The organism is Winogradskyella ouciana (assembly GCF_965284585.1).
GTDB lineage: Bacteria > Bacteroidota > Bacteroidia > Flavobacteriales > Flavobacteriaceae > Winogradskyella > Winogradskyella ouciana.
Genome location: NZ_OZ260095.1, coordinates 2,117,329 through 2,133,965, shown reverse-complemented (window position 1 = coordinate 2,133,965; position 16,637 = coordinate 2,117,329). Strand labels below are relative to the sequence as shown.

Here is a 16,637-nt window from a genome sequence, read left to right as displayed (position 1 = left end):
CTATATTTTGAATTTTATTCCTGTTCTTAAGTAAAAGGCGTTTAAATCATTTAATTTAAAAACCTCATTTCTTTCTCCATCGCGCAATACGTTATTTAACCTAAAGGTATAACCAGCATAAGCATAAGCTACCAAATGCTTTGTAAATAAATACTCATAACCCGCACCACCAACAATTACGGATAACGATACATTATCAACTTGCTTGCCATTTATAACAGAGGGCTCTTGCAAGTGTGCAAAATAACCATCTAAACTTATAAATGATTGCAAGGTGTTTTTTTGGTCTAAAAACCATTTGATATTGGATTTTGGTACACCAATAGAAAATGACCATTTTTCGCTTGGTTTTCTGTAATAACTTACAAATGGCAAAGGAAACGGTAAACCAGTTGTGGTATTATAGGTAAGGCCTAAAATTAATCTGTAAGGTCGTTTTAGACTTTCATCCTTTGATCGATCTATAATAGCAAAAGCGCCTCCATTTAGAAAAAAGTCATCACCACTAATTTTTTGGGTTAAGGTTGAAGCTATTCTCGGATTTAAACGAAAACCAAGTCTCCATGTTTCACTGGTCTTGAATGTATACCCTAAATTAAGGTCAATAATATTTATAGTTTTTAAAAGCGATCTATCAAAAGGATAGTTATCTTGTAAGTTAAGTATTACCCTATTATACTCACCTCCAACTATGAAATAAGTATCTTCTTTTAATTCTATAGGATAGTTGAGCGACAGCCTTAACCTTGTATATTGATCATCTGAGCCGCTTTTTGGTATAAAAGAATACTCTAAACGCGCTAAATCATCGAGTTGGGCTTGAACAAACTGAGCATAAAACAAAGTTATAATAAGTATTATGCAACATTTTGAAAAGCGTAAAGTCATTTTTTTCTATTTTTCAATAATATGAATATCGCGTTGTGGGAAAGGGATCGTAACATTGTTTTCTCTAAACAATCTATCAATTTCAAAACGAATATCACTCTTAGGAAACTGTGCTTTAAAACTATCTGCTAGTGTAAAAACAAGTTTGAAATTTAAAGAACTATCCCCAAAATTAGTGAACAATACCGTTGGTTCTGGCTCGCTAATAACATCCTCATGAGTACTTGCTGCTTGCAACAATAACTTTTTAACTAGTTGCACATCGCTGCCATAGGCAACGCCTACTTCTACACTTTCTCTGGTTGTAGCTCCGTTCTGTGTCCAATTATATAGCGAGTTAGTTAAATATAAGTGATTTGGAATTACCAAGACTTTATTGTCAATAGTAACCGCTCTCGTCGTTCTTAGTTTTATTTCCTCTACTCTCCCAACCTTATCTTCAATTTCTATGATGTCACCAACATGTACCGATTGATCTATTAAAATAAATACTCCAGATATTATATCCTGAAATAAGGTTTGTAGTGCCAAACCCACACCGATTAGTAAAGCTGCGGAAGCTGCAAATACTGCTGTAACATTTATTCCAACGGAATGTAAAGTGATGAGCAGAATAATAACGTAAATCAACCATCTAAAATAACCATAGACGACATTGAATTTACTTTTATCGTCTTCAGGAAGGTTTCTTGTAATTACTCTTAAAATGATTCTTAATATGATTGTTGTAATGAATATTGCCGTAATGACAATTAAGACATCTAAAATTGAAATACTTATATCTTTCCCAATATCTATATGCCTTCCTAAGAATTCCTTAGTAGATTCCCATGCTGAACTTTCAGTAATCGTCTCTTCTATTTTACTTAAATCCTGAACCATAGATTAATATTTCAACCACTTAAAGAGCTCCTTGTAAGTCGGTTTTTTACCATACATTAGAATACCTACGCGATAAATTTTAGCTGCAAACCATACCGCAAACATAAACGTCCCTATTAAAAGTATTAATGATAATCCCTGTTGCCATAAGGGCACACCAAACGGAATACGCATTAGCATAACAACTGGTGATGTTAATGGAATAAATGAAAATACAGTAGAAACCGTTCCATGCGGATCTTCTATAACCGTAAACACGCCAACATAAACCGCCAAAATCAACGGCATAAGAATTGGCAACATAAACTGCTGAGTATCTGTTTCATTATCTACTGCTGCACCAATGGCTGCATACAAGGAACTATATAATAAGTAACCTCCTACGAAGAAAAATATAAAAGCAAAAACCAAATTTAAAATTGGCAAATTGGTAATTTCAATAAAAATGTTCTCTGCTATTGCTTGTGCTCCCTCAGCTTCCATAGCTTGGGTTACCATTTCTTGCTGTGGTGTTTGCAATTGGGCTAAATCTATTCCTAAAATTGCCGATACCACTACCATTAACACACCTCCTAAAACAACCCAAATGGCGAATTGTGTAATACCTGCCAGTGAAGTACCTATTATTTTACCCAACATCAGTTGTACAGGTTTTACTGAAGATATGATAACCTCTATAATCCTACTGGTTTTTTCTTCAATAACGCTTCGCATGATCATATTACCATAGATAATGATGAACATAAACAATAAATAACCTGCAACACCACCAAAAATCAACTTTACTACGTTACCTTCTTTAGACGTTTTTTCTCCATCAAAACTTTCTTGAGATATATCTAAGTTAATTGTTGAAGCTTCAATTTGGGCAAGGCTCACTCCCTCTTTCTTAAGTTTCATTTCTTGAATGCGTTTCTCTATTTTACGCTCCAAACTAGACATAATTGATAAAGAAGGGGATTCTTCAGAGTAAAATTTCACGTTATTAGAAATAGCATCTATTGAATCTATTTTAGCAATATGTAATAAGCCATAGTCCTCTTTTTCCTTAACTAAAGCAATAGCATCGCCTAGATTTAATTCATTTAAGCTCGTATAGGTTGTGTTTTCAGTATTTTGAAACACATCGTTAAACAATCCTGTTTCATCCAATACCGAAATGGTACGTTGTTTATCATTGTTTAACTGAGATAAATATGCCACAACTGCAATCAGGGCAATCATTATCAATGGGCTTAAAAACGTCATTACAATAAATGATCTGTTCTTAACCTTGGTTAAATATTCGCGCTTTATAATGAGTGGTAAGTGGTTCATTATTTAGTTGTTTTTTACAGTTTGAATAAAAATGTCATTGGCAGATGGAATTACCTCAACAAAATGATGCACTTCTGCCTTTGAGGTTAAAAATGACAACAAATCGTTGGACGATGCCGACTCATTTATTTTTATATTCAACTTAATATCGTCATGCAGATTTTTAAAAGTTGCTGGTAGCACCTCAAACCTATCTTTAATTTCGTTTAAAACAGCAGTGCTGTTGTTGGATTGTAAACCGACTTCAAAAGTGTTGGTTTTATATTGGCCTTTGATGTCATTTAACTTTCCATCCAATATTTTATTTGATTTATGAAGCAGCGCAATGTGGTCACACAGTTCTTCAACGGATTCCATACGATGTGTAGAGAAAATCACCGTTGCACCTTCATCACGCAATTGTAAGATTTCATCTTTAATCAGGTTGGCATTTATAGGATCAAAACCTGAAAATGGTTCATCAAAAATCAACAGTTTTGGTTTATGCAAAACAGTAACAATAAACTGTATTTTTTGGGCTTGACCTTTACTTAATTCTTGAATCTTTTTATTCCACCAATCTCCAATTTCCAATTTTTCAAACCAATATTTCAATCTACTTTTAGCTTCAGCTTTTGACATGCCTTTTAGTTGAGCCAAATACAACGCTTGCTCACCAACCTTCATGGATTTGTACAGCCCGCGTTCTTCTGGCAAATAGCCAATATCCTTAATGTGTTCTGGTTTTAAAGGTTGTCCGTCTAATAGAACAGAGCCTTCATCTGGCATGGTGATTTGATTAATGATACGTATAAGAGTGGTTTTACCTGCTCCGTTTGGGCCAAGTAATCCAAAGATGCTTCCCTTTGGCACAGCAATGGATACCTGATTTAGTGCTTTAAAATTCCCAAAGTTTTTTGACACGGAATCAGCAACTAATAAATCATTCATATAGAACTTAATTTTTTAGATAGGGTTTAAGGCTCGTAAAGATATTAAATGTATGAATTTTTACAGTAATTAAGTAAGACTATTTATATTACAAATAAATATTTCCTTAACTCTAAAGAAAAATAAAACAAGGAAGAAATACTATAAAAAACAAAACCCACCCTTATGGTTAGATAAGGATGGGAAAAAATTGCTATGAAAAAGAAAAATTACCGCTAATTAGTATTAGCGATATATCAAAGATAGTATTTTTTATGAATTATACACTTTTTTATGAAAACATATCTTTAACCTTCTCAAAAAAAGATTTATCAGAGCTCTCTGGCTTAGGTTCAAAATGTTCATCTTCTCGCATGCTTTCAAAAAATTCCTTTTGGGTTTTGCTCAAAGTCTTTGGTGTCCAAACATTTACATGTACCAACAAATCTCCTTTACCGTAACCATTTATACTTGGAATCCCTTTCCCTCTCAATCTTAGAATTTTTCCAGACTGCACTCCTGCTTCTATCTTAATTCTTACTTTACCTGTTACGGTATCTATTTCTTTTGAAGTTCCTAATACTGCATCTGGTAAACTTACATACATATCATAATGTAAATTGTCTCCTTCACGCTTTAAGGTAGGATGTTCCTCTTCTTGTATTACCACCAACATATCACCAGCAATTCCATTTCCTGGCGCATCATTTCCCTTTCCCGTTACTTTTAATTGCATACCATCCACAACACCTGCAGGTATTTTTACCGAAACGGTTTCTTCTGCAACTTTTAACCCTTGGGCATCAGCATCAGATGGTTTTTTATCAATAGTTTGCCCTGCACCACCACATGTTTGACATGTTGAAGCGGTTTGCATTCTACCTAAAATAGTATTCGTTACACGTGTTACTTGGCCAGAACCATTACAAGTTCCACAAGTTTTATATGTGGTTCCTTCAGCTTGTACTTTACGCTTTACTTTTATTTTTTTCTCAACGCCATTAGCCACTTCTTCTAAAGACAACTTTACTCTAATTCTTAGGTTGCTTCCTTTAACAACACGCTGCCTTCCGCCTCCGCCGAAGCCACTAAATCCGCCTCCGCCAAAAGCACCACCAAAAATATCACCAAATTGGCTGAAGATGTCATCCATATTCATACCACCTCCACCAAAGCCACCATTATTATCAAATGCTTGGTGACCGAATTGGTCGTAACGTGCTCTTTTATCAGCATTGCTCAAAACCTCATAGGCTTCAGCTGCTTTTTTAAATTTATCTTCCGCTTCAGTATCCCCTGGATTTTTATCTGGATGATACTTTAAAGCCATCTTACGATAGGCTTTTTTAATTTCAGCGTCAGATGCATTTTTACTTATTCCTAAAACGTCGTAATAATCTTCTTTCATGTGTATTGCCCGAGACATCGGGAATTTTTTTTATTATTGTCCAATAACCACTTTTGGAAAACGAATAACCTTATCTCCCAGTTTATATCCTCGTTCTACTACATCAATTATTTTACCTTTTAAATCATCACTTGGTGCAGGTATTTGTGTTACTGCCTCGTGGTCATCGGCATTAAAGACGTCGCCTTTATTCACTTCGATTTTAGATAAGCCTTTTTGCTCTAATGTTGTCAAAAGCTTATTGTAGATTAACAACACGCCCTTGCGCAATTCCTCAGCTTCCTTATCTTCCTCAATATGCAATAAAGCACGTTCAAAATCATCTAATATAGGAAGCATAGACAGCATTACGCTTTCACTCGCTGTTTTAAATAGCTCAATTCGTTCCTTGTTTGTGCGTTTTTTATAATTTTCGAACTCAGCAAAGAGACGCATAAACTTGTCTTTCTCAGTTGCTAATTGATCTTGAAGTTGTTCCTCTACAGATACTTTTTCTTTTTCCTCTTTTATGGCTTCAGCGGTTGCTGTTGCTGCATCCTCTACTTGAGGCTCGTCAGCCTTTTTATTTTTATCTTTTTTACTCATTTTGAGTTTAAATTTTTTAATCTGAATTAAATCTTCGATTTAGGTCTGCAAAAGTACTGCCATTATTATGATAATGTCAAAATGTCATTAACATTTTTTTATAAGTACATAGCCTATCTATTTTGTAATTTTACATTCTTAAAACAAAAACAAAAAAACACTAACATGAAAACAAACTTTTTAAAAATTATTACCGTAATAGCATTAGTAGCATTTTCAAGCTGTAAAGACAAAGCGAAAGAAGCAGAAACTACAGAAGCAGAAGACGCAGCTGTAGCCGAAGCATCTGCTGTAACTTATAAAGCTATTGCTGATGAATCGACCATAGAATGGAAAGGGTTTAAGCCAACTGGCACACATACAGGAACAATCTCAATTGCTGAAGGTTCTGTAAGCGTAAATGATGGTAATATTGAAAGCGGTAGTTTTGCTATTGACATGAATAGCATTACAGTTACAGATATCCCAGTAGAGAAAGAAGGTAATGCAAAATTGACAGGTCATCTTAAGAGTGCCGATTTCTTTGACGTAGAAGCCTATCCGAAAGCAAAATTTGAAGTTACAGGTTTAGAAACTGTGGACGGTAAAACAATGCTTTCTGGTAATTTAACTATGAAAGAAACTACGAACAATATTAGCATTCCAGTTACCACTTCTATGGATGGTGACACGATGAAGTTAACAAGTGAAACTTTTACAATTGATCGTTCTAAGTGGAATGTAAAATATGGATCAAAATCTTTTTTTGATGATCTAGGCGATAGCTTCATTAATGATGATATTGAGTTAAAAGTTAACTTAGTAGCTAAGAAGGCTTAAGTAAAAGAAAAAGTTAGAATAAAAAAAAAGCACTTACAAAATGTAAGTGCTTTTCCTTTTCATAGCAATTTTATCTCTAAAATTGCGTCGCTATTAATCAATTATAACCAACCAAATAGTGATTAATAACCTTTTAAGTAGTAATGCCTAACTAACATTAACACTAAACCATTATTCTGGCATTACCACAGTGTCAATTACGTGAATCACGCCATTACTTCCCTCTACATCTGTCGCTGTGATTTCACTGTAATTCCCGTTTTGATCTTTTAACCAGATCTTACCGTCTTTTTGCATTACGGTTAATTTTTGCCCAGCTAAAGTTTCTATTTCAACTTTCCCGTTTCCTTTTTTTAATGCAGCAACAACATCACTAGCCATTAATTTTCCTGATACAACATGGTACGTTAAAATCTTAGATAACATTTCCTTGTTCTCTGACTTAAGTAAACTTTTTAATGTTGCTTCGTCTATTTTAGCGAAAGCATCATTTGTTGGTGCGAATACTGTAAAAGGACCATCGCCTTGTAATGCTTCCACTAAATCTGCCGCTTTTAATGCTGTTACTAAGGTTGAGAAATTTTCATTACCCACTGCTGCATCTACAATTGTTTTTTGGGCTGTAGCCGTTTGTGAGAATGCTAATGCTACTACTGTTGATAATACAAATACTAATTTTTTCATGTTTTTTAATTTTTTGGTTAAACTATTTAATGCACTTATTTTATTTTTGAAGTGCTTTCATTTATATTTACACAGGCTTCTTGGTCATAGATGAGCAAGACCTCACTTTTGTGAAATCTTTAACATTAAATGCAAAACGACACTAGACTTATTCAACAATTAAAAAATAAGGATGAAGGTGCGTTATCATTACTCTACGACAAATATTCTGGTGCTATTTACAGTATTATTCTAAAAATGATACGAGATGAGGGTAAAGCTCAAAATTTATTACAAGACACTTTTATGACGGTTTGGGACAAGGCCGAAAACTATGACGCTACCAAGGGTCGTTTTTACACTTGGGTATATCGTATTGCCAAAAACAAAACGTTAAATGTTCTAAGAAAGAATGATCCGCTCATCCAAACTGATGATTTTAGTGTATATAAAAATAAAGAAGAAGCTATTAGTATAGATAGTGAGTATTTAGAACTCAAGGGTGCGATTACCAGTCTCGAAGCTCATCATAAGGAGGCAATAGAATTAGTCTACTTTAAAGGACTGACTCATAGAGAGGCTCACAAAGAAATGAATGTGCCTTTGGGCACCTTTAAATCTTATGTTAGGCAAGCCTTAAAAGAGCTGAGAACCACTTATTCCAAGGCAATAATTGTTCTTTTACTAATACTAAATGTGTTGTGATGATGGATAAGAAAACGATATTAGAAAATGGATTACTAGAGCAATATTTGCTCGGAGAACTCGATGTTAAAGAAAGCGAACAGATTGAGCGTATCTTATCTTCAGATACTGAATTAAAAGTATATTTTGATCAACTCGAGGAAGACTTTGAAACCCTCGGTTTGGAAAATACTATTACGCCACCTGCCTTGATAAAATCTAATCTTCTAAATGCTATAAATTCAGCCTCAAATGACACTAAGATTGTTGAATTGAAACCTAATAGTAGCTCAAAATTTTATTTGGGAATTGCCGCAAGCATTGCCGCGTTATTTATGATTGGAAGTTTTTGGATGTATAATCAGCTAAATACAGTGAAACAGCAATTACAAACAGTTGAAAAGGAGAAAACCGAATTAAATACCACCATTGAAAGCCTTAATGAGGAACTTAAAAATAAGAACTCACTATACGCGGCTATAGCACATCCGGAAACAGAAAAGTATGTTTTAACCGGAAATGACATATCACCGGATACTAAGGTAATTAGTTATGTTAATCACAGTACAAAATCTGTAGTGATAAATACTGAGCGATTACCAGATTTAGATGCTGATCACGACTACCAAATGTGGGCCGACGTTGAAGGAGAAATGATTAATATGGGTGTTATTTCTAAGGATAAAAAATTAATGGCCATGAACTACATAGATCATTCCGAATCATTAAATATAACAATAGAACCTGCTGGTGGCAATGACCATCCGACTGTTGAACGATTAGTGACTAACGTGTATTTGAAGTGATTTATTCTAACAAATCCTCTAAAGCTGGCCTTAAATTGGCATATTTGAAATAAAAACCTTTGTTTTCAATTTTTTGAGAGCTGACGCGCTGACTTTCAAATAGTAAGATATGCATTTCGCCTAAAGCTAAATTCATTGCAAACTTTGGAATATTAGGTAAAATCAATGGTCGGTTAAGAACGTTAGCTATCACCTTTGTTAGGTCATTGTTAGTTACAGGATTTGGTGCCACACCATTGTAAAGACCTATTAATTGATATTGCAAAGCATATATAAAAAGTCTGGCTAAATCCTCTACATGTATCCAACTTTGCCATTGTTTACCACTACCAAAAGGAGAACCAACACCATATTTTATCGGTTTTGCCATTTTAGGAAGTGCTCCATCATTTTCTGCCAAGACCAAACCAATTCTAATCTTTGCCACTTTACAACCAAGAGATTTAAAATTATCCACAGCACTCTCCCAAGCGGCAACGACTTCACCTAAAAATGTCTCAGAAATTTCAGTATTCTCTTCATCATAAAAGTTAACAAAACTAGATGGGTAAATACCAATAGCACTTGCAGACACCACATAATCTATTTTATAGTTGTGCTTCTTAATAGTATCTTGTAAGAGTTCTGCAGTTTTGGTACGGCTCTCAAGAATAATTTTTTTGTAATCTTCTGTCCAACGTTTTGATATTGTTGCGCCGACCAGGTTTATTATTGAAGATACTCCTTCAAAGCATTTATGGTCGATTTCATTTTTATTTGGGTTCCAATAGAAGCCTTTGTAATTATCTTCTGTAGTCAGTTTAGATTTTGAGGTAGTTAAATAATGAACACTAATCCCCTCTGCATGACAAAGTTTTACAATCTTTTGCCCTATTAATCCTGTCGCTCCTGTTATTAAAACTGTCATTATTCTTTTTATACAAAGATACTAAAGGTAAAATGCCTTGTGAAGAACTTTAGTTTGGATTTAACGTTTCCAGTAAACAAAGAATTTAACATTAAAAATTCTGCTTTCTATAGATAGTTATGATCACAGTTTGATTGCACGCAACATCTCTCTCTTTCCAGGTGGACCAGGAAGGCGCTCAACGGTGAAGCCAACACCTTGCATGGCACGTCTTACACTACCTTTAGCTGAATATGTAACTAAAACGCCTTCTTCTTTTAACGCTTTATACATGATGGTGAAGATGTCTTCTGTCCAAAGTTCTGGTTGTACACGAGCTCCGAAAGCATCAAAATATATGATATCAAATTCGTTGTGAGCATCGATAGACTTAAAGAATTTTTCCTGTTTTTCTAATCTGAAATTTGGTGTGATGCCATGTTGTTCTTCCCAAGGAACATGATGCATTTTCTCGAATTGCGTTTTATGATTTTCAGAAACTAACTCAACATAATTCAACTGGTCAATTTCATTTTGCTTCACAGGGTATGCCTCTACTCCTACGTAGTTGATGTGCTGTTTTAACTTTTCCGCTTCTAATAACGTTAGGAAAGCGTTAAGGCCTGTACCGAAACCGATTTCTAGAATGTTAAGAGCACCATACCCACTTACACTTCGACTCCGTTCATTGTGACAATTCGATTCAAAAAAGAAAAGCAAACCATGCTTAATGAATACATGATTTGCTTCTTGTATGGCACCATGAATGGAATGGTATTGTTCATTCCAATCTTCTATCTGAATGGTCTTGGAGCCATCAGACGTGGTGATGATTTTTCTCTTCAATTACTCTGTTTTTAGCAATACTCCATCAGCTTCAAAACGGTACTCTAACTGAGGTTCGGTAATCGCTTCGATTTCTTCTTTAGATTTTCCTGCATCTTCAGCGTAATGTCTTAATTCATCCACTGGAGTTTCCGTAACAAAAGCTTTTCCGTTTACCACTACTTCTCCTTCTGCATCCAATGGCATAAAGAATCCGTAATCCTTAAACTTTACCATCACTTCATTTTCTCCGTCCATATCCAAAGTCATCCAACAGCCTTTTTTAGAGCAGACCTCAACAATCTTTGCTTTTATTTTTGCAGGAACCGTATCACCAGCTTTCATGCCTTTGTAATGTTCCATCATACGCTTAGATGATAAAGCATCTGCATCGTTAATTTCCATCCCAATTGACGTGTATGCCATTTCCTTTTTTACATCTTCAACTTTCTCTTCGGTAGTTTCTTTTTCATTTTTGCATGACACTGCAAATAAGCCAATTGCAAGGAATAAGAGTATTTTTTTCATTATTAATATCTTTAATATTATTTGTTTATTGAATTGCGAATTTACAAAATTTAAGCTAACATAGCCTTTTATTAACGGCATTGATTGTGTACTTTTGCGGAATAAATGACACGTGCTTATGGCTATTAACTACACAGAGGACATTCAAATTGAAAAATCTAAAACTTCAAAAATTGCTAATGTTGATTTTAACAATTTAGCTTTTGGTCGTGTATTCTCAGATCATATGCTTGTATGCGATTTTAGGAATGGCGAATGGCAAAATCCGAGTATTGTGCCTTATCAGCCTGTGACACTTGAGCCTTCTGCAAAGATTTTTCATTATGGACAGTCTATTTTTGAAGGCATGAAAGCTTACAAGGACTCAGATAATAATGTGTTTTTATTTAGGCCAGTTGACAATTTTAATCGCTTGAATATTTCCGCTAAGCGTTTGGCAATGCCAGAACTGCCTGAAGCTTGTTTTATGAATGGTCTTAAAGAACTTATAAAGCTGGAAAAAGACTGGATTCCCACCTCTGAAGGTAGTTCGTTATATATCCGACCTTTTATGTTTGCTACAGGACAAGGTTTTCATGCGTCGCCAGCAAATGCCTATAAATTCATCATCGCATGTGCTCCGTCAGGATCTTATTTTTCTGGAAAAGTAAAAGTACTTATTGAAGAAAAGTATTCACGTTCTGCCAATGGTGGTGTAGGTTTTGCGAAAGCTGGTGGTAATTATGCTGGTCAATTTTATCCTACTCAACTTGCCAATAACAGAGGCTATCAGCAAGTTATTTGGACAGATGACAATACACACGAGTATATTGAAGAAGCAGGTGCTATGAATATCTTTGTAAGAATAAATGACACGTTGCTTACAGTACCTACAAGTGATAGAATATTGGATGGCATCACAAGAAAAAGTATTTTAACCATAGCTGAAGCTGAAGGTATTGATGTTGAAGTTCGTAAGATAAAAGTGGCTGAACTTATTGAAGCCTCCGAAAACGGAAGCCTTAAAGAACTTTTTGGTGCAGGTACGGCAGCAGTGGTATCGCCAATATCTGGATTTGGCTTTAAAGGCAAGAATTACGAATTACCAGAACTTGAAAACACTTACGGAGCGTTACTTAAAAAGCGTATTACAGATATACAGACCAATAAATCGGATGATCCTTATGGATGGCGAGTTAAGGTGTGTTAGTTGAGCTGATAAACCAAGCAAAACAACAACTTCATTATTTTTCTAAAATTTCTTTAATTTTTGGTTTAAAGTAACTTGGCCCTTTGAGTACTTTGCCATCTTCTCTATAAATTGGTTCTCCATCTTCACCGAGCTTGCTCATGTTGCTACGTTGAATTTCTTCAAAAACCTCCTCGATTTTATATTGTAAACCATGCTCAATAATGGTTCCGCATAATATATAAAGCATATCACCAAGAGCATCTGCTACTTCAACCAAGTCATTATCGTTTGCAGCCTCTAGATATTCTTCGTTTTCCTCGCGCATAAGTTTGTAGCGGAGCATATTCTTTTCTATGCCTAAATCGGCTTTTGGTGTTTCTCTATGGCCTATTTTAAAAGCGGTGTGAAATGCTTTTACAGCATTGATTTTATCTTGCATATTTATAGTTTAAATCTAAGGTTATTATTTTTTCGTATATATAAATGTAGAGGCTGTTAATATTAAGTTTTTAGTCTCGTTTTGCTTATTTTTGCATAAAATTAAACTAATGTTTTCTACTGGTCAATGGATTTTCGGAATATTATTCTTTATAGCATTCGTTATTGCGATTGCCTATCAATACCGTAAGGATATAAAAACCCATAGGACGCATTACAAAGGTACCATCTGGATATTAATTGCCTTTATCGGTTTTATTGGTATGATTGCCGCTATTAAGTTTATTTTTATATAACTCACTTCCCTAGTTACAGTTCTTATTTTTAAAAGTGACTTGTTAAAAAACAGGTATTATTACCTATAAATTTTATGCCTTTAATTCTTATTATTGGAAAATGACATGCATCTGCATTTTTAACATGGATGACACTTTGAAAAATGCACGATGCTATAAAAAAACCAACAAACGATGATACTTTTATTTGTTCTTTTAGCTATTAACTTTCTCTTATTAAGTTTTAGCATAAATAAAACTGAATAGGTTAAAAAAAGATTTCTAATTATATCTAAACTGGCTTAATTAACTTTTTTTTCAGGTCATTTGTCTTAATTTTCCTATTAATTCACATTTATTTTATAACTTATTCACGGAAATATACCCTTTATTGGGTATGTTTTGATGTATTCCAACTTTGCATCTTTGTTTTTGTAACTAACCATTAAAACCCTATACAAATGAAAAGTAAATCAATCCAGGTTTATGCTATTATCTTATGCCTTTCTTTATTTGCATCTTGTGACCAATCTGAAAAACTAGATCAGATTTCAGAGAGTGTTGATAACATAGAAAATTCTCTAACGCGAGTTACTGAGGCTAGACAAGAAATAATAAAAGATTTAATCATGTCTGATGGCGAAGAAAAATTTCCAGAGATTTATTTAAATGCAGATTTCTCTAAAGAAATTAAACAGCATATTCACATCGATCTTGTAAAGCAATTTGGAATAATTGCACACTCGAAAATAAAATCTGACGGCACCTATGAAATGAAAGTTATACTTAGGGAAATAAATGGAGAAAATGATGATCAAAGAAATACCTATGATTTAACAGGTGCAAGATATAAGGAAGAATTACTGAAGGATGGAAAAACTTTACATCACATTTATTTAGATATAATCGAATCTGAATCGGATGAAGATGAAACTTATGTAATTGTTGAAAATATAACCAACTTCAAACCAAAAAAGGGTGAAATTATTGATATCCACGCAGGGGAGAAATTTAAAAATTTAAACTTTTGGACGGATTATGGTCAACAATTTTGCAAAAGTATAGTTACTGCACCTTAAATTGGACGTTGAAACATTATTTACTATTAAATACAATCTTATTTCTGGGCATCAATACTATTGGTGCTCAGAACTTTGTTAAACAAATTCAAAAAATAAAGTATGATCAGCTAGACGGAGTTGAAACTAGCAATGGTAAAATAACTGATGTTGAAATTTACTATCTCAAGAAACAAATAGAACTCATAAAGAATAATGTAGTTGACAATACAGTATTCAAGTATCCAACAACAAATCTAACCTTTAGAGATACAATTTTATATGATATCCTAAAAGGAGACTTCAATCTTTTTAAGCAGACTCCCGATGATTCGCTTGCCTTCGATTATTATTCCAAAGCGTTAACAAAAGCACTTAACAAATCAGATACAATTCTGGTAACAGAATCCTCTAAGAAAATATTGTTTCAACTATTCAAAAGTCGACAATCCTTAGAAGCTTATCCTAATTATCTGGCTATATATAAAGACTATCTTTATGATAATAACGAATTAGCAACTTATAGATTTCATAAATATAATTACCAAGGGAGTGCGCATAGATTAGAACAAATTGATTCATTAAAAATTGCATTGAAAATCGCAAATCAGACCTCAAATAATTTTTTAAAAGGCAAGATTAACCAGATGATTGGTGTTCAATATGATTTTTTTAGAAAAGAAAGAGACTCATCTCTAAAATATTATAACGAAGCCAAAACTTGGTTAGAAAGTAAGCCTTACAAAAAATTTCAGAATGAACTTTTTGGAATTTATGGAAATCTCGGCTTGATTTACCAAGTAGACAAGGATTATAATACTGCAAAATATTACTTTTTAAAAGCAGATTCTCTGGATATTCCCAAATATCGATACGTAGAAAAAGTAAAAATTAATGAAGTTTTATCGGATAATGCAAAATTCAGAAATAATTGGGAAGAAGCATTACATTATTTAGCCTTAAGCAATAAATATTCAGACACTTTAAATGAATATAATAAAGCTGAAAAAATCAATGAAATTAATGTCAAATATCAAACTGCTGAAAAAGAAAAGCAAAACCTAGTTTTAGAAAAACAGAAAACAAAAAACCAAAACATAGCCATAGGTCTAGGAGGTAGCCTAGCCTTAGGAAGTATTATCGCCTTCCTATTATTCAAAAACACCAAACGCAAACAAAAACTCGCCGAGCAACAAAAAGAAATAGAATCCCAAAAGTTAGCCACTGTTTTAAAAGAGCAAGAGTTAACAGCTATTGATGCCATGATAGAAGGCCAGGAAAAAGAACGCCAACGCATTGCCAATGATTTGCATGACGATTTGGGTGGGCTTATGGCTACCGTAAAATTGCATTTTAATGCACTAAAAGATAAAGATTCACCAGAACTATTTGATAAAACCAATTCACTAATTGAAGAAGCGTATCAAAAAGTGCGTTCTGTGGCACATGCAAAAAACTCAGGAGTTATTGCTAAACAAGGCCTTTTAAAAGCTGTACAGAATATGGCTGATAAAATTTCTGCCTCCAATAAAATACAAATTGAGGTCCTTGATCATGGTCTCGATAATCGCTTAGAAAACAGTTTAGAGCTCACCATATTCAGGGTTATACAAGAATTGATTACCAATGTTATAAAACATGCAGATGCTACAGAAGCAACTGTACATTTGACCAATCACGAAGACAGTATCAACATTATGGTAGAGGATAATGGTAAAGGCTTTAATCCAAGCCAAATTACCAAAACCAATAAAGGCATGGGCATTAGTAGTATTGACAAGCGTATTGAACATTTAGATGGTAAACTGACTATTGAGTCAGAGAAAAATAAAGGAACAACCGTAATAATAGACATACCATTATGATACGATTAGTCATAGCAGAAGATCACCAATCCCTTATCGATGGTATTAAATTATTATTGGAATATGAAGAAGATATTGAAATCATCGGTACTGCAAATGATGGTGAGGCACTGATAGATTTGGTGAGGTTAAAGCAACCCAATGTTGTTATTACGGATATAAGAATGCCCAAAGTTGACGGTATTTCGGCCACAAGGCAGATTATAAATGAGTTTCCACATACAAAAGTCCTAGGCTTCACTATGTTTGACCAAACAGACGCAATACAGCAAATGTTAGATGCAGGTGCCTCTGGTTACCTCTTAAAAAATTCGCCTTTGGAAGAAGTATTAAAAGCAGTACGCTCAGTTTATAAAGGCAATACCTATTTTGATTCAAATATTAAAGTAGAAGCAGAAAACAACAGCAACGAAAAGGGGAAAGGCGTTCTTACCAAAAGACAAATTGAAATTTTAGGCCTTATAGCCCAAGGTAAAACATCGCGTGAAATTGCTGACGAACTTTTTATTGGAGTTCATACAGTAGATACACATCGTAAGAATATGATTCGAATTCTAGGATTGCATGGCAAAGGTGAGTTGATGCGTTATGCCTTGGAAAAGAAGTATAAGTTCTAATTCACCTACTATT

The 16,637-nt window shown here is 34.0% G+C and carries 19 protein-coding genes; 8 read left to right on the top strand and 11 right to left on the bottom strand.

Annotation, left to right across the window (positions count from 1 at the left end; genetic code table 11):
- The 6 genes from ACQ65V_RS09430 to ACQ65V_RS09405 all read right to left on the bottom strand — a co-directional run bounded on the left by ACQ65V_RS09430 (window position 1) and on the right by ACQ65V_RS09405 (window position 5,989).
- Window positions 1-888, bottom strand: coding sequence for a DUF6268 family outer membrane beta-barrel protein (locus tag ACQ65V_RS09430; RefSeq protein WP_430467703.1), 888 nt, complete (start codon window positions 886-888; stop codon window positions 1-3).
- Window positions 889-894: 6 nt separating this feature from the next.
- Window positions 895-1,770, bottom strand: coding sequence for a mechanosensitive ion channel family protein (locus ACQ65V_RS09425; protein ID WP_430467702.1), 876 nt, complete (start codon window positions 1,768-1,770; stop codon window positions 895-897).
- A gap of 3 nt (window positions 1,771-1,773) precedes the next feature.
- The gene (locus ACQ65V_RS09420; RefSeq protein ID WP_430467701.1) at window positions 1,774-3,087 is read right to left on the bottom strand and encodes an ABC transporter permease; all 1,314 of its coding nucleotides are present in this window, start codon (window positions 3,085-3,087) and stop codon (window positions 1,774-1,776) included.
- A gap of 3 nt (window positions 3,088-3,090) precedes the next feature.
- Entirely contained in the window at window positions 3,091-4,017 is a 927-nt protein-coding gene (locus ACQ65V_RS09415; RefSeq protein ID WP_155090310.1) for an ABC transporter ATP-binding protein, read from the bottom strand.
- A gap of 271 nt (window positions 4,018-4,288) precedes the next feature.
- Window positions 4,289-5,404 (bottom strand): molecular chaperone DnaJ, encoded by a 1,116-nt coding sequence (gene dnaJ / locus ACQ65V_RS09410; protein WP_273291927.1) that lies wholly within the window; start codon window positions 5,402-5,404, stop codon window positions 4,289-4,291.
- Between the two features lie 33 nt (window positions 5,405-5,437).
- Window positions 5,438-5,989, bottom strand: coding sequence for a nucleotide exchange factor GrpE (locus ACQ65V_RS09405; RefSeq protein WP_155090309.1), 552 nt, complete (start codon window positions 5,987-5,989; stop codon window positions 5,438-5,440).
- A 165-nt stretch (window positions 5,990-6,154) separates the two neighbouring features.
- Between ACQ65V_RS09405 and ACQ65V_RS09400 the strand changes: the two genes are divergently transcribed.
- Window positions 6,155-6,808 carry a YceI family protein gene (locus ACQ65V_RS09400; RefSeq protein ID WP_430467700.1) on the top strand — a complete coding sequence of 218 codons (654 nt, stop codon included), beginning with the start codon at window positions 6,155-6,157 and terminating at the stop codon, window positions 6,806-6,808.
- A 171-nt stretch (window positions 6,809-6,979) separates the two neighbouring features.
- Here the strand turns inward: ACQ65V_RS09400 and ACQ65V_RS09395 are convergent, their stop codons facing one another.
- Window positions 6,980-7,492 (bottom strand): fasciclin domain-containing protein, encoded by a 513-nt coding sequence (locus ACQ65V_RS09395; RefSeq protein ID WP_430467699.1) that lies wholly within the window; start codon window positions 7,490-7,492, stop codon window positions 6,980-6,982.
- A gap of 129 nt (window positions 7,493-7,621) precedes the next feature.
- Here ACQ65V_RS09395 and ACQ65V_RS09390 point away from each other — a divergent pair, with 129 nt between their 5' ends.
- Window positions 7,622-8,176, top strand: a complete 555-nt coding sequence (locus tag ACQ65V_RS09390) for an RNA polymerase sigma factor (RefSeq protein ID WP_430467698.1) — start codon at window positions 7,622-7,624, stop codon at window positions 8,174-8,176.
- Complete coding sequence (locus ACQ65V_RS09385; RefSeq protein WP_430467697.1) at window positions 8,176-8,961, top strand: anti-sigma factor; 786 nt, start codon at window positions 8,176-8,178, stop codon at window positions 8,959-8,961. The genes ACQ65V_RS09390 and ACQ65V_RS09385 overlap by 1 nt, the downstream gene beginning before the upstream one ends.
- Window position 8,962: 1 nt before the next feature.
- Here the strand turns inward: ACQ65V_RS09385 and ACQ65V_RS09380 are convergent, their stop codons facing one another.
- From ACQ65V_RS09380 to ACQ65V_RS09370, 3 genes are all read right to left on the bottom strand, one after another.
- Window positions 8,963-9,868, bottom strand: coding sequence for a TIGR01777 family oxidoreductase (locus ACQ65V_RS09380; RefSeq protein ID WP_430467696.1), 906 nt, complete (start codon window positions 9,866-9,868; stop codon window positions 8,963-8,965).
- A 123-nt stretch (window positions 9,869-9,991) separates the two neighbouring features.
- The gene (mnmD, locus tag ACQ65V_RS09375; RefSeq protein WP_430467695.1) at window positions 9,992-10,693 is read right to left on the bottom strand and encodes a tRNA (5-methylaminomethyl-2-thiouridine)(34)-methyltransferase MnmD; all 702 of its coding nucleotides are present in this window, start codon (window positions 10,691-10,693) and stop codon (window positions 9,992-9,994) included.
- A complete protein-coding gene (locus ACQ65V_RS09370) occupies window positions 10,694-11,200 on the bottom strand; it encodes a DUF4920 domain-containing protein (protein WP_430467694.1) in 507 nt (168 codons plus the stop codon).
- Window positions 11,201-11,318: 118 nt separating this feature from the next.
- Between ACQ65V_RS09370 and ACQ65V_RS09365 the strand changes: the two genes are divergently transcribed.
- Window positions 11,319-12,389, top strand: coding sequence for a branched-chain amino acid aminotransferase (locus ACQ65V_RS09365; RefSeq protein WP_430467693.1), 1,071 nt, complete (start codon window positions 11,319-11,321; stop codon window positions 12,387-12,389).
- A gap of 34 nt (window positions 12,390-12,423) precedes the next feature.
- Here ACQ65V_RS09365 and ACQ65V_RS09360 read toward each other — a convergent pair whose 3' ends face one another.
- Window positions 12,424-12,810 (bottom strand): nucleoside triphosphate pyrophosphohydrolase family protein, encoded by a 387-nt coding sequence (locus ACQ65V_RS09360; RefSeq protein WP_273291872.1) that lies wholly within the window; start codon window positions 12,808-12,810, stop codon window positions 12,424-12,426.
- A 109-nt stretch (window positions 12,811-12,919) separates the two neighbouring features.
- Between ACQ65V_RS09360 and ACQ65V_RS09355 the strand changes: the two genes are divergently transcribed.
- The 4 genes from ACQ65V_RS09355 (at window position 12,920) to ACQ65V_RS09340 (ending at window position 16,624) form a co-directional block, all read left to right on the top strand.
- Complete coding sequence (locus ACQ65V_RS09355; RefSeq protein WP_155090299.1) at window positions 12,920-13,105, top strand: hypothetical protein; 186 nt, start codon at window positions 12,920-12,922, stop codon at window positions 13,103-13,105.
- 440 nt (window positions 13,106-13,545) lie between these two features.
- Window positions 13,546-14,163 carry a hypothetical protein gene (locus tag ACQ65V_RS09350; protein ID WP_412561376.1) on the top strand — a complete coding sequence of 206 codons (618 nt, stop codon included), beginning with the start codon at window positions 13,546-13,548 and terminating at the stop codon, window positions 14,161-14,163.
- Window positions 14,164-14,171: 8 nt separating this feature from the next.
- Window positions 14,172-16,007, top strand: coding sequence for a sensor histidine kinase (locus tag ACQ65V_RS09345; protein ID WP_430467692.1), 1,836 nt, complete (start codon window positions 14,172-14,174; stop codon window positions 16,005-16,007).
- Window positions 16,004-16,624 carry a response regulator gene (locus ACQ65V_RS09340; protein ID WP_430467691.1) on the top strand — a complete coding sequence of 207 codons (621 nt, stop codon included), beginning with the start codon at window positions 16,004-16,006 and terminating at the stop codon, window positions 16,622-16,624. Before ACQ65V_RS09345 ends, ACQ65V_RS09340 begins: the two co-directional genes overlap by 4 nt.
- Window positions 16,625-16,637 lie beyond the last annotated feature (13 nt).

What these genes read in the sequence shown, in the direction of transcription:
- ACQ65V_RS09425 (WP_430467702.1), bottom strand. Translation starts at nt 1,770, where the DNA reads ATGGTTCAGGATTTAAGTAAAATAGAAGAGACGATTACTGAAAGTTCA.
- ACQ65V_RS09390 (WP_430467698.1), top strand. Translation starts at nt 7,622, where the DNA reads ATGCAAAACGACACTAGACTTATTCAACAATTAAAAAATAAGGATGAA.
- dnaJ (WP_273291927.1), bottom strand. Translation starts at nt 5,404, where the DNA reads ATGAAAGAAGATTATTACGACGTTTTAGGAATAAGTAAAAATGCATCT.
- ACQ65V_RS09415 (WP_155090310.1), bottom strand. Translation starts at nt 4,017, where the DNA reads ATGAATGATTTATTAGTTGCTGATTCCGTGTCAAAAAACTTTGGGAAT.
- ACQ65V_RS09380 (WP_430467696.1), bottom strand. Translation starts at nt 9,868, where the DNA reads ATGACAGTTTTAATAACAGGAGCGACAGGATTAATAGGGCAAAAGATT.
- ACQ65V_RS09405 (WP_155090309.1), bottom strand. Translation starts at nt 5,989, where the DNA reads ATGAGTAAAAAAGATAAAAATAAAAAGGCTGACGAGCCTCAAGTAGAG.
- ACQ65V_RS09365 (WP_430467693.1), top strand. Translation starts at nt 11,319, where the DNA reads ATGGCTATTAACTACACAGAGGACATTCAAATTGAAAAATCTAAAACT.
- ACQ65V_RS09395 (WP_430467699.1), bottom strand. Translation starts at nt 7,492, where the DNA reads ATGAAAAAATTAGTATTTGTATTATCAACAGTAGTAGCATTAGCATTC.
- ACQ65V_RS09340 (WP_430467691.1), top strand. Translation starts at nt 16,004, where the DNA reads ATGATACGATTAGTCATAGCAGAAGATCACCAATCCCTTATCGATGGT.
- ACQ65V_RS09400 (WP_430467700.1), top strand. Translation starts at nt 6,155, where the DNA reads ATGAAAACAAACTTTTTAAAAATTATTACCGTAATAGCATTAGTAGCA.
- ACQ65V_RS09430 (WP_430467703.1), bottom strand. Translation starts at nt 888, where the DNA reads ATGACTTTACGCTTTTCAAAATGTTGCATAATACTTATTATAACTTTG.
- ACQ65V_RS09350 (WP_412561376.1), top strand. Translation starts at nt 13,546, where the DNA reads ATGAAAAGTAAATCAATCCAGGTTTATGCTATTATCTTATGCCTTTCT.
- ACQ65V_RS09370 (WP_430467694.1), bottom strand. Translation starts at nt 11,200, where the DNA reads ATGAAAAAAATACTCTTATTCCTTGCAATTGGCTTATTTGCAGTGTCA.
- ACQ65V_RS09355 (WP_155090299.1), top strand. Translation starts at nt 12,920, where the DNA reads ATGTTTTCTACTGGTCAATGGATTTTCGGAATATTATTCTTTATAGCA.
- ACQ65V_RS09385 (WP_430467697.1), top strand. Translation starts at nt 8,176, where the DNA reads ATGATGGATAAGAAAACGATATTAGAAAATGGATTACTAGAGCAATAT.
- ACQ65V_RS09360 (WP_273291872.1), bottom strand. Translation starts at nt 12,810, where the DNA reads ATGCAAGATAAAATCAATGCTGTAAAAGCATTTCACACCGCTTTTAAA.
- ACQ65V_RS09420 (WP_430467701.1), bottom strand. Translation starts at nt 3,087, where the DNA reads ATGAACCACTTACCACTCATTATAAAGCGCGAATATTTAACCAAGGTT.